General features: G+C 63.3%; 21 protein-coding genes. 15 read left to right on the top strand and 6 right to left on the bottom strand.

The features are described from left to right. Positions 1–143 precede the first annotated feature (143 nt). Positions 144–1,397 (bottom strand): tyrosine--tRNA ligase, encoded by a 1,254-nt coding sequence (gene tyrS / locus L2I41_RS02180; protein ID WP_237151855.1) that lies wholly within the window; start codon positions 1,395–1,397, stop codon positions 144–146. A gap of 114 nt (positions 1,398–1,511) precedes the next feature. Here tyrS and L2I41_RS02175 point away from each other — a divergent pair, with 114 nt between their 5' ends. Further along, positions 1,512–2,618: an anhydro-N-acetylmuramic acid kinase gene (locus L2I41_RS02175; protein WP_237151854.1), complete on the top strand. Its 1,107-nt coding sequence runs from the start codon at positions 1,512–1,514 to the stop codon at positions 2,616–2,618. A gap of 34 nt (positions 2,619–2,652) precedes the next feature. Beyond that, positions 2,653–3,477, top strand: coding sequence for a hypothetical protein (locus L2I41_RS02170; protein WP_237151853.1), 825 nt, complete (start codon positions 2,653–2,655; stop codon positions 3,475–3,477). A gap of 14 nt (positions 3,478–3,491) precedes the next feature. Here L2I41_RS02170 and L2I41_RS02165 read toward each other — a convergent pair whose 3' ends face one another. Next, positions 3,492–4,376, bottom strand: coding sequence for a 4-(cytidine 5'-diphospho)-2-C-methyl-D-erythritol kinase (locus tag L2I41_RS02165; RefSeq protein ID WP_237151852.1), 885 nt, complete (start codon positions 4,374–4,376; stop codon positions 3,492–3,494). Between the two features lie 2 nt (positions 4,377–4,378). After that, positions 4,379–6,166 carry a tetratricopeptide repeat protein gene (locus L2I41_RS02160; protein WP_237151851.1) on the bottom strand — a complete coding sequence of 596 codons (1,788 nt, stop codon included), beginning with the start codon at positions 6,164–6,166 and terminating at the stop codon, positions 4,379–4,381. A 271-nt stretch (positions 6,167–6,437) separates the two neighbouring features. On the opposite strand from L2I41_RS02160, the gene L2I41_RS02155 reads away from it, so the two are divergent. Continuing rightward, positions 6,438–7,136: a DnaJ domain-containing protein gene (locus L2I41_RS02155; RefSeq protein ID WP_237151850.1), complete on the top strand. Its 699-nt coding sequence runs from the start codon at positions 6,438–6,440 to the stop codon at positions 7,134–7,136. Positions 7,137–7,192: 56 nt separating this feature from the next. Here L2I41_RS02155 and L2I41_RS02150 read toward each other — a convergent pair whose 3' ends face one another. After that, entirely contained in the window at positions 7,193–8,773 is a 1,581-nt protein-coding gene (locus tag L2I41_RS02150) for a D-alanyl-D-alanine carboxypeptidase (RefSeq protein ID WP_237151849.1), read from the bottom strand. A gap of 444 nt (positions 8,774–9,217) precedes the next feature. Here L2I41_RS02150 and L2I41_RS02145 point away from each other — a divergent pair, with 444 nt between their 5' ends. The 5 genes from L2I41_RS02145 (at position 9,218) to L2I41_RS02125 (ending at position 15,166) form a co-directional block, all read left to right on the top strand. Continuing rightward, a complete protein-coding gene (locus L2I41_RS02145) occupies positions 9,218–9,550 on the top strand; it encodes a phasin family protein (protein WP_237151848.1) in 333 nt (110 codons plus the stop codon). Positions 9,551–9,973: 423 nt separating this feature from the next. Next, positions 9,974–10,312, top strand: coding sequence for an ATP-dependent Clp protease adapter ClpS (clpS, locus tag L2I41_RS02140; protein WP_237151913.1), 339 nt, complete (start codon positions 9,974–9,976; stop codon positions 10,310–10,312). Positions 10,313–10,321: 9 nt separating this feature from the next. Continuing rightward, the gene (clpA, locus tag L2I41_RS02135) at positions 10,322–12,727 is read left to right on the top strand and encodes an ATP-dependent Clp protease ATP-binding subunit ClpA (RefSeq protein ID WP_237151847.1); all 2,406 of its coding nucleotides are present in this window, start codon (positions 10,322–10,324) and stop codon (positions 12,725–12,727) included. 174 nt (positions 12,728–12,901) lie between these two features. Continuing rightward, the gene (locus L2I41_RS02130; RefSeq protein WP_237151846.1) at positions 12,902–13,654 is read left to right on the top strand and encodes a metallophosphoesterase family protein; all 753 of its coding nucleotides are present in this window, start codon (positions 12,902–12,904) and stop codon (positions 13,652–13,654) included. Positions 13,655–13,744: 90 nt separating this feature from the next. Beyond that, complete coding sequence (locus tag L2I41_RS02125) at positions 13,745–15,166, top strand: bifunctional serine/threonine-protein kinase/universal stress protein (RefSeq protein ID WP_237151845.1); 1,422 nt, start codon at positions 13,745–13,747, stop codon at positions 15,164–15,166. A 16-nt stretch (positions 15,167–15,182) separates the two neighbouring features. Here L2I41_RS02125 and L2I41_RS02120 read toward each other — a convergent pair whose 3' ends face one another. Continuing rightward, positions 15,183–15,932 carry an alpha/beta fold hydrolase gene (locus L2I41_RS02120; RefSeq protein WP_237151844.1) on the bottom strand — a complete coding sequence of 250 codons (750 nt, stop codon included), beginning with the start codon at positions 15,930–15,932 and terminating at the stop codon, positions 15,183–15,185. Positions 15,933–16,099: 167 nt separating this feature from the next. On the opposite strand from L2I41_RS02120, the gene L2I41_RS02115 reads away from it, so the two are divergent. The 5 genes from L2I41_RS02115 (at position 16,100) to L2I41_RS02095 (ending at position 19,765) form a co-directional block, all read left to right on the top strand. After that, positions 16,100–16,345: a zinc-finger domain-containing protein gene (locus L2I41_RS02115; RefSeq protein ID WP_237151843.1), complete on the top strand. Its 246-nt coding sequence runs from the start codon at positions 16,100–16,102 to the stop codon at positions 16,343–16,345. 21 nt (positions 16,346–16,366) lie between these two features. Then, on the top strand, positions 16,367–17,566 hold the full coding sequence (locus tag L2I41_RS02110; RefSeq protein WP_237151842.1) for an FAD-dependent oxidoreductase: 1,200 nt from the start codon (positions 16,367–16,369) through the stop codon (positions 17,564–17,566). Positions 17,567–17,648: 82 nt separating this feature from the next. Continuing rightward, a complete protein-coding gene (locus L2I41_RS02105; RefSeq protein WP_237151841.1) occupies positions 17,649–18,842 on the top strand; it encodes an MFS transporter in 1,194 nt (397 codons plus the stop codon). Between the two features lie 128 nt (positions 18,843–18,970). Next, entirely contained in the window at positions 18,971–19,138 is a 168-nt protein-coding gene (rpmG, locus tag L2I41_RS02100; RefSeq protein ID WP_026782960.1) for a 50S ribosomal protein L33, read from the top strand. 87 nt (positions 19,139–19,225) lie between these two features. Beyond that, positions 19,226–19,765, top strand: coding sequence for an NADPH-dependent FMN reductase (locus L2I41_RS02095; protein WP_237151840.1), 540 nt, complete (start codon positions 19,226–19,228; stop codon positions 19,763–19,765). A gap of 545 nt (positions 19,766–20,310) precedes the next feature. Here L2I41_RS02095 and L2I41_RS02090 read toward each other — a convergent pair. Then, positions 20,311–20,571 carry a hypothetical protein gene (locus L2I41_RS02090; protein ID WP_237151839.1) on the bottom strand — a complete coding sequence of 87 codons (261 nt, stop codon included), beginning with the start codon at positions 20,569–20,571 and terminating at the stop codon, positions 20,311–20,313. Positions 20,572–20,800: 229 nt separating this feature from the next. On the opposite strand from L2I41_RS02090, the gene L2I41_RS02085 reads away from it, so the two are divergent. Both L2I41_RS02085 and L2I41_RS02080 read left to right on the top strand, forming a co-directional pair. Next, positions 20,801–21,754, top strand: a complete 954-nt coding sequence (locus L2I41_RS02085) for a phosphoribosylaminoimidazolesuccinocarboxamide synthase (RefSeq protein ID WP_237151838.1) — start codon at positions 20,801–20,803, stop codon at positions 21,752–21,754. Between the two features lie 696 nt (positions 21,755–22,450). After that, a complete protein-coding gene (locus tag L2I41_RS02080) occupies positions 22,451–24,181 on the top strand; it encodes an MFS transporter (RefSeq protein ID WP_237151837.1) in 1,731 nt (576 codons plus the stop codon). Positions 24,182–24,216 lie beyond the last annotated feature (35 nt).

The following is a 24,216-nucleotide window of genomic DNA, read 5'->3' as shown; positions in this document are numbered from 1 at the left end:
GGCCTCGGCACCCGTTTCTTGCGTCCCTCTTCGATCCTCGCAGTCGAGCATCTGGACCGCACAGAGGTGCACAAGCAAAAGGCCCGAGAACATCCCGGGCCTCAGCGTCGATGCATTGAGACAACTGCGGCTCAGACAGCCCCTCACACCGGCTTCAGCAGGATGTGCTTCTTCTTGCCGAGCGACAGCTTGATCACGCCATCGTCGGTAAGATCGGCAAGAGAGAGCGTCTGCTTGGGATCGCTGACGGTGGCGTCATTGACCTTGAGACCGCCGCCCTGGGCCGAACGGCGGGCGTCGCCGTTGGAGGCGGCAAGGCCGGCCTGCACGAAGGCGGCGAGCACGCCAACGCCGACTTCGAGATCGCCCCTGGGGATCTCGATGGTCGGCAGATCGTCGGAATGCGCGCCTTCCTCGAAGGTCTTGCGCGCGGTCTCGGCGGCAGCCTCTGCCGCCTCGCGACCATGGACGATGGCGCAAGCCTCCGTCGCCAGCACCTTCTTCGCCTCGTTGATCTCCGAGCCGCCCAGCGCACCAAGGCGCGCGATCTCGTCGAGCGACAGGCGGGTGAAGATCTTCAGGAAACGAACCACGTCGGCGTCTTCCGTGTTGCGGAAATACTGCCAGAACTCATAGGGGCTGAAGAGATCGCCATTGAGCCAGACGGCGCCGTTGGCGGTCTTGCCCATCTTGGCGCCCGACGAGGTGGTCAGCAGCGGCGTGGTCAGCGCATAGAGCTGGTTGCCGCCCATGCGGTGGCTGAGGTCGACACCGTTGATGATGTTGCCCCACTGATCCGAACCACCCATCTGCAGGATGCAGTCGTAGCGGCGGTTGAGCTCGACGAAGTCGTAGCCCTGCATGATCATGTAGTTGAATTCGAGGAAGGACAGCGACTGCTCGCGGTCGAGGCGCAGCTTGACGCTGTCGAAGCTCAGCATGCGGTTGACCGAGAAATACCGGCCCACGTCGCGCAGGAACTCCACATAGTTGAGCTTCAGGAGCCAGTCGGCATTGTTGACCATGATGCCGTCGAGCTGACCATCGCCGAAGCGCAGGATCTTGCCGAAGATCTTCTTGATGCCTTCGATGTTGGTGTTGATCGTCTCCACCGAGAGCAGCTTGCGCTGGTCGTCGCGGAAGGACGGATCGCCCACCATCGAGGTGCCGCCCCCCATGAGCGCGATCGGACGGTTGCCCGTCTCCTGCAGCCAGTGCAGCATGGTGGCCGAGATGAGGTTGCCGATGTGCAGGCTGGTGGCCGTGGCGTCATAGCCCACATAGGCGGTGATCGGTCCCTTCAAGCAACGGGCGTCGAGACCCTCGGGGTCCGAGATCTGGTGGATGAAGCCGCGCTCGTTCAGAACGCGCAGGAAATCCGACTTGAAGCCGCTCATGAGCCTTTACCTTCACATTTACCCCAATCGGCGTATGTCAGAATGATCGGGGGAAGCAGTCCGGGCTGCTTCCTAACAGGATCGCTCAAGGATTTCACCGGGGGGAGGGCAAAAATGTCGGCGAATTCCGCCATATGGGCGCTGGGCCTGATGAGCGGCACGTCCTTCGACGGTGTCGATGCCGCGCTTGTCCTCACCGACGGCGAATCAATCGCCGAGTTCGGACCAACCCTTTGCGTGCCCTACAAGTCCGACGAACGCGCCATTCTGCGCGCGGCGCTGGGCGAAGCGCGCGCCATGACCGACAAGAACGAACGCTTCGGCTCCATCGTCCAGGCCGAGACCATTGTCACCGACGTGCATCTCGCCGCTGCCGCGGAGCTGACAGCGACAGCGATCAAGCGCGGCATCCGCCCGCTGGTCATCGGCTTCCACGGCCAGACTGTGTTTCACGCCCCCGACAAGGGTTTCACCGCCCAGATCGGCCATGCCGACCAACTGGCCCAGCGGTTCCGCGTGCCGGTGGTTCACGACTTCCGCTCCCGTGACGTCGAGGCAGGCGGGCAGGGCGCGCCGTTGGTGCCAGCCTTCCACCGGGCTCTGGCGGTCAAGGCCGGCCTTGCGACTCCCGTCGCCTTCCTCAACATCGGCGGGGTCGCCAACATCACCATCATCACCCGAGACGACCGGGTCGTCGCCTTCGACACCGGCCCCGGCAACGCTCTGATCGACGACGTGATCGCCATGGAGACCGGGGCAGACTTCGACGAAGGCGGACGTGTGGCCGCGTCCGGCAAGGTCGACGCCACGCGTCTAGACCAGATGATGGCGCATCCCTATTTCAGCCTGCCGACACCGAAGTCGCTGGATCGCAACGCCTTCTCCGGCGCCGCCGTGGAAGACTTGCCCCTGGCCGACCGCGTCGCCACACTCACCGCACTCACCGCTCGTTCGGTCGCAGCCGGCATTCGGGTGACGGGAGAGCAGGTGGAGACACTGGTGGTCTGCGGCGGCGGCGCCCACAATCAGACCCTGGTGAACATGCTGGCCGCCGAGACAGGCTGCAAGGTCATCGGCGCCGGGAACCTCGGCCTTTCCGTCGATTTCATCGAGGCACAGGCCTTCGCCTATCTCGCCGTGCGCCGCCTCGCCAAGCTGCCGGCGTCATGGCCGACGACAACGGGTGTACCGGAACCGATGATCTGCGGTGAAATCGTATAGGATCGCGGCTCAGTTCACTGCGATTCGATCAAAGATGCTCGCCGAAGCCCTGCAATTTGCCGCCACGCTGGCCCTGTCGCCGCGCACCCGACCGTCGGTCATCAGCGACAGCGTCGGCCTGTGGGCGCGCGCCGGTCGCTGTCGCAAGGCCTGGACGCTGCACGAGGAGAACTGCAAGGCGGCGGTCAACCATGCCATTGACGGCGTCCAGCATCGCGGCACCGCCGTCATCCTCGGCTCGGGACTGCTGCGCGACGTGCCGATCGAGCGTCTGTTCTCCATGTTCCGCGAAGTGGTGCTGATCGATATCTGCCATCTCGCAAGCGTTCGCGCCTGGGCGAAGCTGCGCCGCTACTCCAACCTGACCTTCCGCACAGCCGACCTATCCGGCTACGACAAGCTGCTGCAGCAGACCCGCATTTCGCTGGCAACCGGCGAGGAAGACCTGGGCGTCAAGCTCGATCCGCTCGGCTTCCTGCGTCGTATCGACGACCTGTCGCTGGTGGTTTCCGCCAACATTCTCTCGCAGATCGCCGTCGGCGCGGCCGCAAGGCTGCAGCGCCCTGACGGGCACGCACGCATCATGCCGGACGACACCCTGCGCCTGCTGGTGGCCGCCCACCTCGACAGCCTAGCCGCCTTGCCCTGCAAGACCTGCCTGCTGACCGACGTCTCCTTCAGACGCGAGGATCGCACCGGCAACGTCACCGAAACCGTCGACCTGCTACACGGTGTCGAGCCGCCGGAAGGCGACAGCAGCTGGGATTGGCCCGTCGCTCCCTTCGGGGAGGAAAGTGCGGATATCCAGCGTATCCACCACTGCATCGCCACCGAAGACGTGGCGGTTCCGCTGGGCTGAGACGAGACGTCCCGTCAGATTTCACAAGTCGCCGCAGCAATCCACCAGGTCGGTTGCTGCTGGCGCAACGTCGCCGCAGCGTTCTCCGCTTCCACAAGCGTCTCGAAGAGTGCAAAGCAGGTGGCACCGGACCCCGACATGCGCGCCAGTGCGGTGCCGGGAAGCGCTTCGAGCGCCGCCAGTACCTCACCAATCCTGGGCGCAAGACTGATGGCCGCTGTCTGCAGATCGTTGCGGCTTTCGCTTCGCAGAAAGCTTGCCAGCGCCTTCAGCCCGTTCAAGCGGGCGGGCAGGGGCGGCAAGGGCGGATTGCCCCGCTGGGTCAGGGCGGCGAACACCCTCGGCGTTGACACGGCGACACCGGGATTGACCAGCAGCATGGCCGCCTTCAGTCCCCGCCGGCTGTCCGTGATGACCTCGCCGACACCGGTGGCACGCAGCGTCGTCGAATGCAGACACATGGGAACATCGGCGCCGAGGCGCACGGCAACGTCCATCATTTGCGGCGACAGCGGATCGACGCCTCGCAAGCGCGCAAGGGCTCTCAAGGTGGCAGCTGCATCCGCCGAGCCGCCCCCGATGCCGGACGTCACGGGCAGGCGCTTCACAAGTTCGACGGACAGCGACGGGCCAAATCCGTAAACACGCTCGAAGGCGGCGACGGCCCGCAGCACCAGATTGTCATTGGGATCGGCGTCCCGCAGGGCCGAGGCCATGGGGCCGGTGATCGCAAAGGTCTCTGCGTCATCGGCAACGACATGCACGTCGTCGCCAATGTCGGGGAAAACCGCGAGGGTCTCAAGGAGGTGATAGCCGTCGACCCGCCGCCCGACCACATGCAGAGCCAGATTGACCTTGGCTCTGCCGGTTTCGGTCACGGCATCGGCGACGATGGACATGGTCACGGCTTGGCGGTTGGCTTAGGAGTTGTGGTTGCCTCGGCCGCCGCGGCCGGCGCCGGATCGACCAGACCGTCCTTCAGCTTGGCTTCGATCTTGGTCTTCTCATCCGCTTCGGGCTTCGAGGCAAGGGCGTGGTTCCACTGGAAGCGCGCCTCCAGCTTGCGACCGACGCGCCAATAGGCATCACCCAGATGATCATTGATGGTCGGGTCGGCCGGCATCAGGTCGATGGCGCGCTCGAGCTCGGTCACCGCACGATCATATTGTCCAAGCTTGTAATAGGCCCAGCCCAGGCTATCGATGATCAACCCGTTTGTCGGGTCGCCGTCCACGGCCTTGCGGATCATCTCGAGGCCCTGGTCGAGATTGATGCCCTTGTCGACCCAGGTGTAGCCGAGGTAGTTCAGCACCAGCGGCTGATCCGGCTGCAGTTCCAGCGACTTCCTGAAGTCCGCCTCGGCCAGCGGCCAGCGATTGGTCCGCTCGTAGGTGATGCCTCGGTTGTAGTAGAGCTGCCAGTCCTTCTGGCTGGGCTTGCCATTCAGCTGATCGATCGCCTTGGAATAGGTCGTGGCCGCTTCATCGAACATCTTGCGCACACGCATGATGTTGCCGAGGCTCACCAGAGCCTCCATGTCGGTGCCGTCCTTCTTGATCACCTTGCGCAGGGCAGCCTTGGCCTCGTCCACCTTGTCGAGCGAGTTGTAGTCGAAGGCCGCCATGATCAACGCGTCGCGCTTCATGGGCGAGCGGTTGGACACCTTCTCCAGCACATTGAGCGCGTCCTGATAGCGATTGGCGCGCTCATAGGTCTGGGCAAGCGTGATGCGCGTCAGGTCGGCGGTCGGATCGACAGCCAGTGCCTGCTGCAGGAAGATCATGCCCATGTCGTTGTTGTCTTCGCGGATGATCGCCGAGCCGAGGCCGGACAAGATCTCGGAAGCGCCCTGCTGGACGGTCTGCACATGCGGCGCCGGCTTGCGACCGGCCGCCAGATCGGCCATCACAGGCTCCAGCACCGGATGCGGCTCGCCGCTCTTGTTGGCCTTGTCCAGAAGCTTCTGCGCGCCCGCCTTGTCGCCCGAGCGGGCCAGCGCGCGGACGCCGGCATCGATGGTGATGACCGAGCTGTCGTCGATGGCGAGAGCCTTCTGAAAATAATCCGCAGCCAGCTTGTCGTCGCCCGAGACGCTGGCGATCAATCCTGCGTGATAGTCGCGGAAGAACTCATACCACTTCTCGCCGTCCAGCTTGTCGAGCCGCTGAATGGCAAGCGCCGTCTTGCCGGCGCCCTGTTCGGCCCAGGCCGACATCACCTCGGAAACCAGCGACAGCAGCGGTCCGTTCTTGGCGCCCTTCAGCTCCTCCACCGCCACCGACCAGCGACCACGCCTGAAGTCGTCGACGCCCAGCGCCAGCGCGGCGAGCGGACTGCCATGATCTGCATCCCGCAGCCGTTCGGCATATTCGCGCACCACCGAACTCTCGCCGGCAGCCATATAGAGCGACAGAGCCCGCTCCAGCAGGAACGGATCCTCCGGGTCGAACAACAGGGCCTCGGCGAAATAGTCAGCAGACGCCTGATAATCAAAGGTCTGCCCGGCAAAACGACCGGCCAGATAGTTGCCCTCCATGCTGGATGCCATCGGCATGGTCAGCAGCGGCTGCGGTGCCGACAGAGCCGGCGCCGACCAGATCGCCGCCAAGGCGACGAGCGACACTCCCGCGAGGCGGCGCGTGTGGCGCCAGGCGGAGAGACGACGGCTGGCGGACTTGAGGGCATTCATCGGACGGAGGTCTCCTCGGACTTGCAGCAATCGGGGCACACGCACCGACCGAAAGGGCGCCATCATGGCAACTTCGACTCAATTAGGGACAAAGATGGCGGCAAAGAGATGACGCATCAAGTATTGATCCTGAGGCCATCGGCAGACGTGGACTTTTCATCGAGAGATTGCCTTTTGGGCTGGGCCACCGCATAAGCCCTCTGATTGGCGGCAGGGACAGAGCATCGTCCGGTCGCCGCGTTGTCCGAATCCCACCCCGGGGTTGCCGCCCATGAATGTCGTCCTGATCGCCGCCGTCCTCATCGGCCTTGCGATCTATCTTGCCGGCAAGTTCAAGCCTGGCCACATGGCCCGCTTCCGGTCTCTCTGGCGCTCCCAGAGCCTGACGGTCGGGATCGCCGTCGTTGCAGCTCTTGCGCTCACCGGGCGGATCGGACTGGCAGTGGGCGCGGCGTCGCTCCTCTATACCCTGGTCCGGATGGGCGTGATCAACTCGTGGAACGCGCCGACGTCAAAAGGTCGCAAGAGCCGCATCGCCTCTCCAATGGTCAGCCTGACGCTTGATGCCGCGTCCGGTCAGGTCTCGGGAGAAGTCCTGAAGGGACGCTGGGCTGGCCTCTCATTGGCAACGCTCGACGCCTCGGCCCTCGCCGATCTTCATCGGGAGACCGCCACGGACGCACGCAGCCGCGCCGTCCTAGAGATTTATCTCGACAGCCGACTGCCCGGATGGCGTGAGCACATGCAGGCTGAGGCCGCAACGGGGCGCGGTCGAGCGGCGGATTCGGGCTCCATGAGCGAGCAGGAGGCGTACGAGATCCTTGGGCTTCATCCGGGCGCCGGCGAGGCCGACATCCGCGCCGCTCATCGACGCCTGATGAAGAAGGTTCATCCCGACCAGGGCGGCACCACTTTCCTCGCGGTACGCATCAACCAGGCTAAGGACAGGCTTTTGTCCAAACATCGCTAGCTCCCGAACTCAGATACACATTGGGTGCCAAGCCGTTCTGATCGCCGAACAGGCGATCAGAGACGAATGGTGAAGCAGGAAAAGTCACTCTTCTTGAGGGCCGCACAGGCCTTGGTGGCAGCCTTCTCGCTACCGAAACCGCCGAAGCGGGCACGCACATAGGTCTGGCCACCCTTGGAGAAGGGTTCCATGATCGGGTCGGCCTTGGCCAGCTGCGAGCCGGCGGAAGAACGTGCCTTGTCGAGCAGGTCACGAGCAGCCTTCTTCGACCCAACCGCGCCGATCTGGATGATCCAGCCCGAGCCTTCGGAGGTCGAGCTGACCGAACCGGTGACCACGTCGCGATCGCTCTGAGCCTTGGCCTGACGGTTCGCCTTGGCCGGCGGCGGAGCCACTTCGGCAAGATCGCTCTCGACGGAGGCAACCTGATAGGTGGCCTGCCGCTGCTGCGACTGGTTGACCAGGGCGGCCATGGCATCCGGAGCCGGGGCGGGCGGCGGCGGCACGTCGGCAAAGGCCTCGGCAGCGGACGACGGCAGACGGGAGTTGGCCAGGCTGGCGGGCAAGGTGGCTTCGGCCAGGCTCTTCGGAGCCTGCGGCAGCACCGGAGCCGGCTGGGGCGCCGGAGCGGCGGCAACCTCGGCCGGGGCAGGGGCCAGATCGCGGGTCACAGGGGCAGCGTCGGGAATGGCCGCCGGAGGCAGCATGGCCGGGTCGGCCGACGCCATTTCCATCGAAGCAGCAACAGCGGGGCGGGGAACCGGGTTGGGATGGCTCGGCATGCGAACCTGCGTCACCTCTTCCTCTTCTTCCTGGGGCGCAGCCACGGCACCGGCAACCTTCGGCGCAGCCTTCACGGCGGCAATGAGGTCACTGTCGTAACCGCGAGCCCGCGTCGCCTTCGGCAGGTAGGTATTGATGAGTTCGACCACGTGGGCGTCGCGCTGCGCCGCGGTCTTGCCACCCATCACGACGACGACCAGCTTGCGCCCGTCGCGCTTGACCGAGGTGACAATGTTGAAGCCGGAGGCATTCACATAGCCGGTCTTGATGCCGTCAACGCCGTCAACACGACCCAGCAGATGATTGTGATTGCCGATCACCTTGCCGCGGAACACGAAGGACTGCGTCGAGAAATAGGGGAAATACTGCGGAAAGCGCACCTGCAAGGCGACACCCAGCACCATCATGTCGTGGGCGGAGGTGTACTGACCCGGGTCGGGCAAGCCGTTGGCATTGCGGAAGCGGGTATTGGTCATGCCGATGGCGCGCGCCGTACGCGTCATGCGCTCGGCAAAGGCGGGGATGGAGCCAGCAACATTCTCGCCGATCGTGGCGGCGGCATCGTTGGCCGAACGCGTGATCAACCCCTTGATGGCGTCTTCCACCGAGATCTTGTCACCGGCGCGCAACCCGAGCTTGGTCGGGGCCTGCAGCGCGGCATAGGACGACACCTTGAGCGGAGTGGAAAGCTTGAAGCGACCACGCTCGAGATCCTCAAACAGGACGTAGAGCGTCATCATCTTGGTCAGGGAGGCAGGATAGCGCCGGGAGTTGGCGTTTGCCTGATAGAGAACCTTCCCCGACGCGGTATCGACCACAACGGCCGAATATTTCGACGGGATCACCTGGGACATCCCTGCCTGCGATTCCGCAGAGGCAGACACCAGAACCGTCATCGAAACAGTCGCGGCAACGGCCAGATCCGCCATCGTCCGCAGTTTTTGGGAAATCCAGCTACGCAACACGCCCTCGTCCTCGCACACAAACGAGTTAACCACATGGAACGCCTGCAAGATTTGGCGCCCTCGAAGACAATGCGAAAGGCCTTCCGTCGGCACGTCCGCAACACTTGGAAAACTAACGGCAACGCGGTTACCAACCCGTAAAGTTTGACTCGAATTTTCCATTTGGCAGCCGCTTATGCACCACAATGTCTAGGTAATTGTGCGATGCACAAAATTAGTTGACATCGTATATTGCGCTGCATATATTACGTTCAAATGCACGCAAATATTTGCGGAATGCGACGTTCCGGGGATTTGCGCAGCGCAAAACAACATGGATCTGGAGTGACGTTCATGGCGACTGGGTTCGACGACGTTCAGAAGGTTTTCAAGGACAATCTCGACACCGCGATCAAGTCCGCTGACGTGATTGCCAAGAGCTTCCAGGCGCTCGCCACCGAGGCCACCGACTATTCCAAGAAGTCGGTCGAAGACTCCAGCAAGTATTTCGAAAAGCTGCTCGGCGCCAAGAGCGTCGATGTTGCGATCGGCGTGCAGTCGGACTTTTTCAAGAAGTCCTATGAGGACGCCATGGCGCAGTTCACCCGCGTCGGCGAAATCTATACCGACCTCGCCAAGGAAATCTCCAAGCCTTACGAAACCTTCGCCGTCAAGTTCGGCAAGTAAGGGTAGGGCGGAAGCCCGAGAATCCATCGATCTCGAAAGGGCTCGCCGCTCGCCAGCGGTGGGCCCTTTTGCATTTTGCATCTGGTTGCATGACGCATAATTTTGCCGCCAAAAGGGGCAGGTGAGGCGAATTGGTTTCTTCACAAACGCGTGGGGACGTGCTCGACTCCCAAAAACGAATTGCGCACCGCCGTGGGCTGTAACAGTATGGGTCGGGTGTTTCAGACCGAAGGGAAACAGCGTGGCTTGCCGCGCCAGTGTTCTTTTGCGGTCGGGTACGGAGGCTGATTGGTGGTTTTGACTGTGCAGATAACCGCAGAATTCCAGGGCTCCGCTCAAGAACGGGCGGAATCGGGAGAGCGGTTTTACCTGCCGCTGCTGCAATATGGGTTCGGGGCTGAGACCTCGGAGCGCCGGATTGTGATGTCAGGCGACGAAGACGGGGGAAGTGGGGATGACGGCGGGGACTTCGGCACCGGAGTGGTGACGAAGACCCGTACCAAGGCCAAACGGCCGAGCATGTATCGCGTTCTCATTCTGAACGACGATTACACACCGATGGAATTCGTGGTGCATGTGCTGGAGCGCTTCTTCAACAAGGGGCGCGATGAAGCCACCCAGATCATGCTGCACGTCCATCATCACGGTGTCGGTGAATGTGGTATCTTTACTTATGAGGTCGCCGAGACGAAGGTGACTCAGGTGATGGATTTCGCGCGCCGCCACCAGCATCCGCTTCAATGCGTCATGGAAAAGAAGTGAGGGACCATCGTGCCATCCTTTTCGCGCAGCCTCGAAAAAGCCCTCCATCAGGCACTGGCCTTCGCCAATGAGCGTCGCCAGGAATATGCAACGCTCGAACACCTGCTTCTGTCTCTGATCGAGGATCAGGACGCGGCCGCCGTCATGCGCGCCTGCAACGTCGATCTCGATGTGCTCAAGCGCAACCTGATCGAATATATCGACACCGAGCTCGACAATCTGGTCACAGAACTCGGCGAGGAGGCCAAGCCCACCGCCGGCTTCCAGCGCGTGATCCAGCGCGCCGTCATCCACGTGCAGTCTTCCGGCCGCGACGAGGTGACCGGCGCCAACGTGCTCGTCGCCATCTTCGCCGAGCGCGAGAGCCACGCTGCCTATTTCCTGCAAGAGCAGGACATGACCCGCTACGACGCGGTCAACTATATCAGCCATGGCATCGCCAAGCGCGTCGGCATGAACGAGAGCCGCCCGGCCCGTGGCGTCGACGAGGAGACCCCGTCGCAGGAGACGCCCGCCGGCAATGCCAGTGCCGAAAAGAAGAAGGCCGATGCGCTCGATGCCTATTGCGTCAACCTCAACGAGAAGGCCAAGAAGGGCAAGATCGACCCGCTGATTGGCCGCGCCGAGGAAATCAACCGCACCATCCAGGTGCTCTGCCGCCGCTCCAAGAACAACCCGCTCTATGTCGGTGACCCCGGCGTGGGCAAGACCGCCATCGCCGAAGGCCTTGCCAAGCGCATCGTCGAGGGCGACGTGCCGGAAGTGCTCATCGGCTCGACCATCTTCGCGCTCGACATGGGCGCGCTGCTGGCCGGCACCCGCTATCGTGGCGACTTCGAGGAGCGCCTGAAGCAGGTCGTCAAGGAAATCGAGAACTATCCCGGCGCGGTGATGTTCATCGACGAGATCCACACCGTCATCGGTGCCGGGGCCACTTCGGGCGGAGCCATGGACGCCTCGAACCTCCTGAAGCCCGCCCTTGCCGGCGGCACCATCCGCTGCATCGGCTCGACCACCTACAAGGAATATCGCCAGTTCTTCGAGAAGGACCGGGCGCTGGTCCGCCGTTTCCAGAAGATCGACGTCAACGAGCCGACCATCCACGACGCCGTGGAGATCCTCAAGGGCCTCAAGCCCTATTTCGAGGAGTTCCACAAGGTCCGCTACACCAACGACGCCATCAAGGCGGCGGTGGAGCTGTCGGCCCGCTACATCAACGACCGCAAGCTGCCCGACAAGGCGATCGACGTGATCGACGAGACCGGCGCCAGCCAGATGTTGCTGCCCGAGCCCAAGCGCAAGAAGACCATCGGCGTCAAGGAAATCGAGGCCACCATCGCCACCATGGCCCGCATCCCGCCCAAGTCCGTCTCCAAGGACGACGCGGAAGTGCTGGAGAACCTCGAGACCAATCTCAATCGCGTGGTCTACGGTCAGGACGCTGCCATCAAGGCGCTGTCCTCGGCCATCAAGCTGGCGCGTGCCGGTCTGCGTGAGCCGGAAAAGCCCATCGGCAACTATCTGTTCTCCGGCCCGACCGGCGTCGGCAAGACGGAAGTAGCCCGCCAGCTGGCGGCGATCCTCGGCGTCAACATCCTGCGCTTCGACATGTCGGAGTATATGGAGCGCCACACCATCAGCCGCCTGATCGGCGCGCCTCCGGGCTATGTCGGCTTCGACCAGGGCGGCCTGCTGACCGACGGCGTCGACCAGCATCCCCATTGCGTGCTGCTGCTGGACGAGATCGAAAAGGCCCATCCGGACCTTTACAACATCCTTCTGCAGGTGATGGACCACGGCAAGCTGACCGACCACAACGGCAAGCAGGTCGACTTCCGCAACGTCATCCTGATCATGACGACCAACGCCGGCGCGGCGGATCTGTCCAAGGAGCCGATCGGCTTCAACCGCTCCAAGCGGGAAGGCGACGACACCGAGGCGATCAACCGCCTGTTCACGCCGGAGTTCCGCAACCGTCTGGACGCCATCATTCCCTTCGGCGCCCTGCCGCCGGAAGTGGTGCGTTCTGTGGTGCAGAAATTCGTCATGCAGCTGGAAGCGCAGCTCTCCGACCGCAACGTCACCTTCGAGCTCGACGAAGCCGCCATCGACTGGCTGGCCAAGGAAGGCTACGACGAGCGCATGGGCGCCCGTCCGCTCGGCCGCGTCATCCAGGAGCACATCAAGCGCCCCCTGGCCGACGCTGTCCTGTTCGGCGTGCTCAAGAAGGGCGGCACGGTCAAGGTCTCGGTCGAGACCAAGGAGAACGGCAAGCCCGGCCTCAAGCTCGATTGCCTGCCCGACCCCGCGCTCAAGCGCAAGGTCGAGGAGGCGGACGCCAAGGCCGATGTCGGCACGCCCAATCCCAAGCCGCGCCGCGGCGGCCCGCGCAAGCAGCCGATCAAGGCCGATTGATCTCGCGATTGGCTGAAAACCACAGCGCCCCCGGTGACGAAAGTTGCCGGGGGCGCAGGCTTTTTCGGCCCTCCGTAATTGGTCTTGCTTCCCAAGCCCCGCTCTTGCGAAGATAGTCCGAAGCAACCGGTTCGAACCGCAGGACGGCGGTCGGGCAGGGGAGGGAGGACGATAGTGCGGAGTGCCATCATCACCGACATTCACGGCAATCTTGAAGCCCTGAATGCGGTTCTGGACGACATCGAGGAGGCCGGTGTCGATCGTATCGTCTGCCTCGGCGACATCGTCGGCTACGGCGCCGACCCGCAAGCCTGCGTCGAGGTGATCTCCGGTCTGGTCGACAAGGGCGCCATCTGCATCCGTGGCAACCATGACGACGCCGTCGCCGCCGGCGTCTCCGGCATGTCCGAGAGCGCGGCCAAGGCGATGAGCTGGACGCAAGGCCAGCTCGACAGCACCGCCCGAACCTTTCTCGCCCGCCTGCCGATCGCCGAGATGGATGGCGACGTGCTTTTCGTCCACGCCAGCGCCAACGATCCCCAGTCGTGGAACTACATGCTCGATCCGTCGGACGCCTTCGCCAGCTGGGCGGCGACCGACGCGCGCCTCACCTTTTGCGGCCACACCCACGTGCCGGCGCTCTTCCACACGCTCTCGGGCGCACTCTATACCGGCAAGACGCTCACCTTCCGGCCGCAGCCGGATGTGGAGGTGCCTCTCGCCCCCATCCGCCGCTATCTCGCGGTGATCGGCTCCGTCGGCCAGCCACGCGATGGCAACCCGTCCGCCTGCTGGGGGCTCTATGACTCCGACAAGTCGACGCTCGCCTGGATGCGTGTGCCCTATGACATCGACGCCGCCGCCGACAAGATCAAGGCCGCAGGCTTGCCGGACCGCCTCTGGATGCGCCTCAAGGCCGGGAAATAGCCGGCCTCTACCACCAAAGACGTCATGCCGGTCTGCGTCAAAATCGATTAAGTTGCTCATAACTCCAGGCATTTGCTGAAAGGACATTTCATGGGGCCCATGTCCCTGCTGCCCGGTACCGTACTCGACGGCTTCGTGCTGGAGGAGAAGATCGCCGTCGGCGGCATGGGCTCGATCTGGCGCGCCAACCATCCCGACTGGCCCTTTCCGCTGGTGCTGAAGTCACCCTTCCTCGGCGCCGGCGCCGACGTTTCCACCATCGTCGGCTACGAGACCGAGGAGATGATCCTCAAGCGCGTCGAGGGCAAGCACGTGCCGCGCTTCGTCGCCGCCGGCGACCTGCGCATCCGCCCCTATCTGGTGATGGAATTCGTCGAGGGCACAGTCCTGCAGTCAATGCTGGAGGACACGGCCAAGCCCTATGCCGAGGTGGTCAAGGTCGGCATTCAGGTGGCGGCCGCGCTTGAGAACCTGCATCGCCAGGGCGTCATTCATCTCGACCTCAAGCCCGGTAACATCATCCTCGCCAAGCGCGGTGCGGTGCTGATCGATTTCGGCCTCGCCCGCCACGAGCGCCTGCCGGACTTGCTCGGCGAGGAAAGCGACATCCCCATGGGGTCGGCCGCCACCATCGCGCCGGAGCAATGCGTCGGCGAACGCAGCCGGCCGGAAAGCGACATCTACGCGCTCGGCTGCATCCTCTACCGCATGGCCACCGGCGACTATCCCCATGGCGAGCCCACGTCGGTGGCCGGGCAGAAGCGCCGCCTTTACAGCCTGCCGCAGCCGCCGCGCGCCATCAACGCCAAGATTCCCAAATGGCTGCAGGAAATCATCCTGCGCTGCCTGGAGATCGACCCCGACCAGCGCTATCGCTCTGCCGGGCAACTGCTGTTCGACCTCAATCACCCCGACCAGGTGATTCTCACGGACCGTGCCGAGCGGGAAGGCAAGGGGGGCCTGTTCCGTCGCCTCGGCGCCTGGATGCTCGGTCGGTCGGTGAAGCAGCGCCCCCTGACGCGCATGGTCCCAACCCGCCGCGTCTCCGCAGCGCCGCTGGTGGTGGTGGCGGTGGATCTGGCGCGTGGCGCCGATCCTCTGGCCCAGGAAGTGCGCCTGCATCTGCGCCGCGTTCTCTCCATGGAGGAGGGCGCCCGTCTCGCCTGCCTCACCGTGCTCAAGACCAAGCTGCACGGCAACGCCCCGACCCACGACAGCCACGGTCGCACCATGTACCTGTCGCGCCTCGTTGCCTTGAAGGATTGGGCACAGCCGCTGGAACTGCCCGACGACCGGGTCAGCTACCACGTGCTCGAAGCCCTCGATCCGGCGTCAGCGCTGCTCGATTACATCCGCCTCAACCAGGTCGATCACGTGGTGATGGGCGCCCGAGGCGTCGGCGCCCTCCGCCGCCATCTGGGCAGCGTGTCATCGGCCGTGGTGGCCGAGGCGCCATGCTCGGTCACGGTCGTCCGTCTTAAGGGCGCTGGCGGCGCGGAGGAGGGGGCCTGAGTGGTCCCCGACACCCTCACTTCCGGGCCAGAAACGCCACGACGCCGCGCTTGTAGACCTGATCGCCGACCGCAACCATGTGGTCGCGATTGGGGATATCCAGCACTTCCGAACCGGGGATCAGCGCCGCCAGTTCCTGCGGCGAGCCCGCCACGTAGTCCTTCGTGCCCACCGCGATCAGCGTCGGCGCCACGATGGTGCCGAGTGCGTCCGGCGCGATCGGCTGGCGGATGCCCCGGATGCAGGCAGCGAGCGCCTTGCGGTCGCTCTGCGTCTGGTCGGCGAACAGGCGGAAGGCGCGCCCCTGCGGATCGGTCACCTGATCGACGCTCTCGGCTTCCAGCGCTTCGGCGACCACCTCGCCATTCTGCATGCCATTGACCAGCGACGAGCCCATGCCGCCGAGAATGATGGACTTCAGTCGGTGCGGATACCCGACAGCCAGCGTCGCCACGATGCGCGCCCCCATGGAATAGCCCATGGCATCCACGCGCTCGAGCCCGAGATGGTCGAGCAGGGCGATGGAATCGGCCGCCATCAGCCCGAGCTTGTAGGAGTCGACGTCATAGAACTTGGCGCTCTCGCCATGGCCCCGATTGTCGAGCGCAATCACCCGGCGCCCGGCCTGTACCAGCGTTTCCACCCAGCCCGGATTGACCCAGTTGATCTTCCGGTTCGATGCAAATCCGTGCACCAGCAGGATCGGCTCGCCTTCGCCCTCGTCGAGATAGGCGAACTCATGGGAGGAAGAGAAGAAGGTCGGCATGCTCACCTCGTGTTAGCGCGGGCGCCAACATAGGGCCTCGGTGGCGGCTTGTGAACCACCCCGGCCGTCTCGCCGCGAAAGCCGTGGCTTGGCGCAAAAGGGACTGTTCTTGGCAAGCGCTTGACGATATGGTCCAGCCCGACACGGTTCAACCAAGGGAAATATCCATGGCAGACGCATTCGTTCCTCATTTCGCCAACGACGTCGGTGTGCCGGCGATTCGCATCGGGGCGAAGGAGTTCATGTGCATCGGTGCCAAGCCGCCCTTCGATCATCCGCACACCTTCCTCGATATGGGTGGAGATACGGAGATCATTTGTCCTTATTGCTCGACGGTTTATCGCTATGATGCGACTTTGAAGCCGACCGAGTCGGATCCCAAGGAAGCCGCATGGCAGCCCAAGGCTGCCTGACAACCATACAGGAACCCAACAATGCCGGACCAGTTGCCGGTGGTCGTCGTCGGTGCCGGAATTGCCGGCCTCACGTTGTCGCTGTGCTTGGCGCGGGCCGGCATTCAGGTCACGCTGCTGGAGAAGGCCGAGCGCCTCAGGGAAGTCGGGGCAGGGCTCCAGCTTTCCCCCAATGCCTCGTCCATCCTCATCGATCTTGGCCTCGGCCCCGCTCTGGACGCCACGGGTGTGCGTCCGGAAGCCGTAGCGATTCGTGACAGCGCTTCTGGCGAAGTGGTGACCCGCATGCCGCTCGGCGGCGTGATGATGGACCGCTATGGCGCGCCCTACATCGTCATCCATCGCGCCGATCTACAGGCCACCCTGCGCGACGCCGTGATGAACGAGCCGCGGGTCACTCTGCATCTCGGTGCCGAGATCACGTCCATCCGGCAGTTCAAGGACACGGTCGAGGTTCAGGCCACGCGCGGTGGAAAATCGTCCACCTATACCGGTTCGGTCCTTGTCGGCGCCGACGGCGTACGCTCCATGGTGCGTCAGAAGGTTCTCGCCGGCGGCCCCGCCGTCTACACCGGCCGCACCGCCTGGCGCGCCACCTTCCAGGCCTCCGATTGGCACGGCGCGCTGGATCTGCGCAAGGAAACCGGCCTGTGGATGGGTCCGCGCGCGCATCTCGTCCACTATGCCATCGACGCCGGCCGCGAGATCAACCTGATCGCCGCTGTCGACGACGACTGGATCGAGGACGACTGGGACGTTCCCGGCTCGAAGCTGCAGATCCGCGACGCCTTCGCCGATTGGCCCGCCCAGGTGCGAGAACTGATCGACAAGCCGGATATCTGGCGCAAATGGGCGCTGTGCGGCGCTCCGTCCAATACGCCCTGGGTGCGCGAACGCGCCGTTCTCATCGGTGACGCCGTGCACGGCATGCTGCCCTTCGTAGCGCAGGGCGGAGCAATGGCCATCGAGGACGCCCGCGTGCTTGCCTCGCTGCTTGCCGCCGAAGACGATCGCAGCATCGAGGAGCGCCTCAGCACCTTCGTCAGCCTGCGCAAGCCTCGCACCGACAAGGTCATGGCCATGGCACGGCGCAATGGCTCGATCTACCACCTCGACGGTCTTTCGGCCAAGGCGCGCAACATGGTCATGCGTCTTGCCGGTCCCGAGCGGTTGCTGGACGCGCTGGATTGGATTTATGGCTGGACTCCTGTAGAAAGCTGATCCGCGTTCTCACGGTATCTAGACCAAGGCCATCCCTGCCTGTGGGTCCCGGACATGAACGCCGGGACAGGACAGACGTGTGATGTCGGACGCAAGCCCGCTCCATCCCAGCCATGATTTCGATGACAAGCGCCGCTTCGCAGGCATAGCCGCCGCCATTGGCGCGGTGTCGGCGGTCGGCACATCCGTCAGCCTCGCCATGCCGCTCTTGGCCGTGGTCATGGAAAAGCACGGCGTTTCCAACTTCATGATCGGCGCCAACACGGCCGCCGCCGGCGTCGCCTCGCTGCTGTGCACGCCCTTCGTGCCGGCTCTGGCGCGCCGCGTCGGTCCGGCCTGGCTGCTGCTGTGGAGTGTCGTCATCGGCACGGCGCTGTTCCCGCTGTTCTATGTCTTCGATTCGCTGCCGGCCTGGTTCGTGCTGCGCTTCATCTTCTCCATGGCGCTCAACGCCACCTTCATTCTGTCCGAGTTCTGGATCAACGCCCTGGCCCCCACCGCCAGGCGCGGCTTCGTCATGGGCGTCTACGGCACCATCCTGTCCTTCGGCTTCGCGGTCGGACCAGCGATCCTCAGCTTTGCCGGATCGGACGGGTTCCTGCCGTTCGCCATCGGCACCGGCATACTTGCGCTCTCCATCATCCCCGTGGTGCTGGGCCTCGGCTCGGCGCCGCCCATGGAAGGCGGACGCAAGGGGCACTTCCTGCATTTCCTCACCGTGGTGCCCCTCGCCACCTTCGCCGCCTTCGCCATGGGATCGGTCGAATCGTCGGTGATGAACTTCGCCGCCATCTACGGCCTGCGCCTGGGCTTCCCCGAGCACATGGCGACGCAGTTGGTGGTGGCGGTCGCCGTCGGCAACATCCTCTCGCAGTTTCCCGCCGGCTATCTGGCCGACAAGATGGACAAGCGCATCCTCTTGCTCCTCATCGCCACCGTCGGTGCCATCCTGGCGGCCGTAACGCCGTTGTTCGCGGGCAGTTTTGTCTGGCTGCTGATCATGATCGGCGCCTGCGGCGGTGTCGCTGCGTGCCTTTACACCGTGGGACTCACCCATCTCGGCGCCCGCCTGAGCGGCGCCGATCTCGCTTCCGCCAACGCGGCCTTCATCTTCATGTACTCGATAGGCATGCTGCTCGGCCCGGCCACCACCGGCTATGGCATGGACGCCATTGGTCCGCACGGCTTTCTGATCGTCTGCTCCCTGTTTCTCGGCGCTTATGCCCTGCTGGCCGCCTGGCGCATCCTCACCGTTCGTCGTTCGACGGCTGAATGAAAGGCGAGGGGACATATTGACTTTTCAGTCTTTTCGACTAGGGTGCGCGGCGAACGAACGACGCTCCGGCACGGGCGTCCAGCCGCTTTGGCTGTCATCACACTAACAAACACAAGGAATCGGATGCCATGGCCAAGGCGACGACCATCAAGATCCGGCTCGTTTCGACCGCCGATACCGGGTACTTCTACGTTACCAAGAAGAACTCCCGCACCATGACCGAGAAGATGACCAAGACCAAGTATGATCCGGTCGCTCGCAAGCATGTGGAATTCAAGGAATCCAAGATCAAGTAATTGATTTTGTTCGATTTCTGAGCTTTGACGGGGTGCCTTGGGCGCCCCGTTTTGCGTTTGGGGACATACGTTCGGGGGAGGGCATAGATGCGGTTCCTGGCAATCTCCGGCAGCCTTCGCGCCGCCTCCACCAACAGCGCCATGCTGCGCGTCCTGCGCGATCTCGCCCCGGCTGGCATCACCATCGAGATCTTCGACGGCCTAGGCGATCTGCCGATCTTCTCGCCCGATCGTGAGGGCGACTCAGCGCCCGCCGCCGTCATCGCCTTCAAGGCCGCCGTCGCCGCCTGCGATGGGCTGATCATCGCCAGCCCGGAATATGTCCGCACCTTGCCCGGCGGCCTCAAGAATGCCATCGACTGGCTGGTCTCGGGCGACGAGCTGATCGCCAAACCCGCTGCCATCCTGCACGCCTCGTACCGCGGCGACGACATGCTGGAAACCCTGCGCGCTGTGCTCGCCACCGTCACCACGCGCTTCGCCACCGACATCTTCCTGCGTCTGCCGCTGATGAAACTGACGCCGGAGGAGGTGGCCACCATCATGAACGCCCCAGAGGGACGAGCGAAGATCACGGGTTTCATCGATAGCTTCGCGCAGTTCTGCCGAGGCAACGACCGCCCCTGAGGAAGTCTGAAGTTTCACGCGCCGAACGGTGGGCGACCCATCAAGCCGAGCTCTATATCCGCGAGCGTCAATCGGCCTTCGGGAACACCATCGAAGTCGCGTGCTTGCTGCGCCTGAGCGCCAACGATGTTGGGGGCCTGCGTGACTTGGGATTGGCCAGGTTATGAGAGAGTGCCTTTGGCTTATCAGGTATCACCCGCCAATTCCGCCGATCCCAGGGGATAGTGAGCCGTACGGCCGCGCTTAGCGGCATATCAAATTCGCATAATGGATATTATGGAACCAAAATGCATACGGGGATTGGCCCGGATGCGCCCTCAATACCGTCTATGAGCCCAGGTGCGCAATCATGTGAGCGGCTGTTTGTGGGTCGGTGCCGGGACCAAGCTTTGCCCTTTGGCGGAGGCTTCGTGAGCTGCCGTTATGGGGTCCGGCCAGGAACACGCGCTTTCAAGTCCGTGCTGCCGGCCAGCCAATGGCCGACAGCTTCCATGGAACGCGCCAGGCACCCAGCAGGACAACGCCGGTGCCATGACGCCACAGTATCAGGCGTACTGATCAACGACCCGGCCGACGCCGTTCGCCTTGTTGCCCACGTTGCGCTGCTGTTGACGATCTTCCAGCGCCTTCTGGGAGTCCTCGCGATCGGCTTGCGCCTGGCGTGCCTGTTCGGCGCGCCGCTCGGCAGCCTTGGCGACGCGATCGTCCCGATCGCTGTCGGCCGTCTTTGGCGGCTCGGATTTCTCGGTGTTGCGGACCTGAACGGTCGGACGCGTCACCGTCGAGACGCTGGACACGCTTGTCATGGTTTTCTCCTTGCGGGCAGCTTGCCCGATCCGCAGAAATCCTAGGCTTTGCACCCGCAACATGCTCGAAAGAAAATCGATAAAATTCGATGGGTTATGCCGATTTGTTCATCTCACGGCCGCCAAAAGCCCAGCGCGCGCGCCTTTTCTTCGTGCCGCCGCAATGCTAGGACACGGGAACGAAAAGCCGGCTTTCCCGGCCCGATCCCATTTCGTCGCAGGACATGCCATGACCGTTGATCGCGTACTCGCCGATGCCTTCATCCCGGAGCTTCCGGCCTATTACAAGGGCAAGGTGCGCGACAACTACGACCTGCCCGACGGCCGCCGCATCATCATCACCACCGACCGCGTCAGCGCCTTTGACCGCATCCTCGCCTGCATCCCCTTCAAGGGCCAGGTCCTGACGCAGACGGCGCGCTACTGGTTCGAACAGACTGCCGACATCTGCCCCAATCACGTGCTGGACTATCCCGATCCCAACGTGGTGGTCGGCCGCCGTCTGACCATCCTGCCGGTGGAAATCGTGGTGCGCGGCTATCTTGCCGGCACCACCGGCACCTCGATCCTGACCAAATACAAGGCCGGCCAGCGCAGCATGTATGGCATCACCCTGCCCGACGGCATGCGCGACAATGAAAAGCTGCCGACGCCCATCATCACGCCCACGACCAAGGCCTTCGACGGTGGCCATGACGAACCGCTGTCCGGGGCTGAGATCCTCGACCAGAAGCTCCTGACGCCCCAGCAATGGGCTACCGTCTCGGACTATGCGCTGCGCCTCTTCGCCCGGGGCCAGGAGCTCGCCGCCAAGCGTGGCCTGATCCTCGCCGACACCAAATATGAGTTCGGCACCGACGCCGATGGCAATATCGTGCTCGCCGACGAAATCCACACGCCCGATTCGAGCCGCTACTGGATCGCCGCGACCTACGAAGCCGCCCTCGCCTCCGGGTCGCGGCCACAGAGCTTCGACAAGGACTTCGTGCGTGCCTGGGTCGGCGAACGCTGCGATCCCTACAAGGATCCGATTCCCGAAATTCCCGACTCCGTGATTCTCGAAACGTCCAAGGTCTACATCCAGGCCTTCGAAGCGATCACCGGCACCACCTTCGTGCCCGATCTCGGCGGCGCCACTCCGCTGGAACGCGTGCGGACCCATCTCGCCCCCTATTTTTCCTGAGGATGATCCGTCACAAATCCGCCGAACTTCTGCGGATTTATGACGATGCGCGAAGGCGTTTTGCGCCTTCGTCATCCACATATGGGTTTGTACTTATGCGCGATGTGCGTTGCAGCACAGCCGGGTGAATGATTTTTGCACCTCGCGCTTCCTATGCAAACTGCACAAGTTGCTTGGCATGCATCCGGTTGATGCAGTGAATGCATTGCCGCGAACTTAAGCGTTTTACCTTAGGTCAGCTCCCCTACCCTTCATGCAATCGCCAGCGCATAGCGTGCAGACACGGATGGGATAACTTCCCAATTACGGTATTTCACCTATTTTATGTCGATCAAATACGCCAGGTTTTCCTTGTGAAAACCCAGTTAAATTTGTGACATCTCGCGATTTATATTTCAAACATTCATGTATTTTGCGATGCATCTAAAATCATGATGCCATGCAAATTTGCATTCTCGTGCAAATGACCAGCCAAAAAGCCGGTCAAACGCGAAAACCCCGTGACTTTCTCGGGTTGACGCTCACGAAACTACGGTTTCTTATACCAAAGTTTACTGTAAGGGCATCTATCGCGCTAGTTTAGGTGTGGCTTATATGAAGCTGACGAACACGCTCCGGGAGGAGCCGGCGCAGGCTTGAAGTCTGCGCCAGGCCGGAGCCGTTCCGTTCAGGGCCTTTTGCTTGGGAGGAAAAGGGATGAGTACTGTCACCGCTGGCGGCGCTTCGTCGTCCGGTATGACCGCCGCCGAACGGCGTGTCATTTTCGCGTCATCGCTCGGAACCGTGTTCGAGTGGTATGACTTCTACCTCTACGGGTCGCTGTCGGCCATCATTGCCGCCCAGTTCTTCTCGGGCGTTGCTCCCACTGCGGCCTTCATCTTCGCGCTGCTCGCCTTCGCCGCCGGCTTTGCTGTGCGCCCGTTCGGCGCGCTGGTGTTCGGTCGCCTCGGCGACCTCGTCGGCCGCAAGCACACCTTTCTGATCACCATCCTGATCATGGGTCTGTCGACCTTCCTGGTCGGTATCCTGCCGAGCTACGCCTCCATCGGTGTTGCGGCCCCGATCATCCTGATCTCGCTTCGCCTGCTGCAGGGCCTTGCGCTCGGTGGTGAATATGGTGGCGCCGCCACCTACGTTGCCGAACATGCCCCCGAGGGCAAGCGCGGCTATTTCACCAGCTGGATCCAGACCACGGCCACCATGGGTCTGTTCCTGTCGCTGCTCGTGATCCTTGGCGTCCGCACCTATCTCGGCGAAGCTGCCTTCAAGGAATGGGGCTGGCGCATTCCCTTCCTGGTGTCCGTTGCCCTGCTCGCCGTGTCCGTCTGGATCCGTCTGCAGCTCAATGAAAGCCCGGCCTTCAAGAAGATGAAGGAAGAGGGCAAGGTCTCCAAGGCTCCGCTCACCGAAGCCTTCGGCCGCTGGTCCAACCTCAAGGTCGTGATCCTGTCGCTGCTGGGTCTCACCTCCGGTCAGGCCGTCGTCTGGTACACCGGCCAGTTCTACGCCCTGTTCTTCCTGACGCAGACGCTGAAGGTGGACTCGGTCACCGCCAACATCCTGATCGCCGTCTCGCTTGCCATCGGCACGCCCTTCTTCGTTCTCTTCGGCTGGCTGTCGGACAAGATCGGCCGCAAGCCCATCATCATGCTGGGCTGCCTGCTCGCCGCCCTCACCTACTTCCCGCTGTTCAAGGCTCTGGCCGAAAACGCCAACCCGGTCCTGACCCGCGCTTCCGACGCGGCCATCATCACCGTCGTTGCCGATCCGGCCGAATGCTCCTTCCAGTTCGTCCCGGGCGAGCTGAAGGGCCAGGTCGCCTTCAACAGCTCCTGCGACCTTGCCAAGGGCTTCCTTGCCAACAACTATCTGACCTACCAGAACGAAGCCGCTCCGGCCGGCACCATCGCCTCCATCAAGATCGGTTCCACCGTGATCCCGAGCTTCGACGGTCGCGGCCTGCCGGCTGATCAGCTGAAGGCCAGCATGGGCACCTTCACCACCGCTGCGTGGCAGGCCCTGCAGGCAGCCAACTATCCGATCAAGGCCACCGAGACCGAGAAGGACGGCGTCAAGACCACCACCTATGCGGTGGCCGCTGCCGACCCGGCCCAGATGAACACGACGGTCGTCGTCGCCATCCTGTTCGTGCTGGTTCTCTACGTGACCATGGTCTACGGCCCGATCGCGGCCATGCTGGTCGAACTGTTCCCGACCCGCATCCGCTACACCTCGATGTCCCTGCCCTATCACATCGGCAACGGCTGGTTCGGCGGCTTCCTGCCCACCACCGCCTTTGCCATGGTGGCGGCCACCGGCAACATCTACTCGGGCCTCTGGTATCCGATCGTTGTGGCCAGCGCCACGTTCGTGATCGGCATGCTGTTCATCCGCGAGACCAAGGACAACGACATCCACGCCGACTGAGCGGGGACGCGCGTTGCAATGCCAAACGGCCCGGC

Origin of the sequence: Oryzibacter oryziterrae (assembly GCF_021864535.1) — a bacterium.
GTDB classification, from domain to species: Bacteria; Pseudomonadota; Alphaproteobacteria; order Rhizobiales; family Pleomorphomonadaceae; genus Pleomorphomonas; species Pleomorphomonas oryziterrae.
The sequence above is the reverse complement of the archived record's forward strand: the minus strand, read 5'-3'. Positions and strand labels throughout refer to the sequence as shown.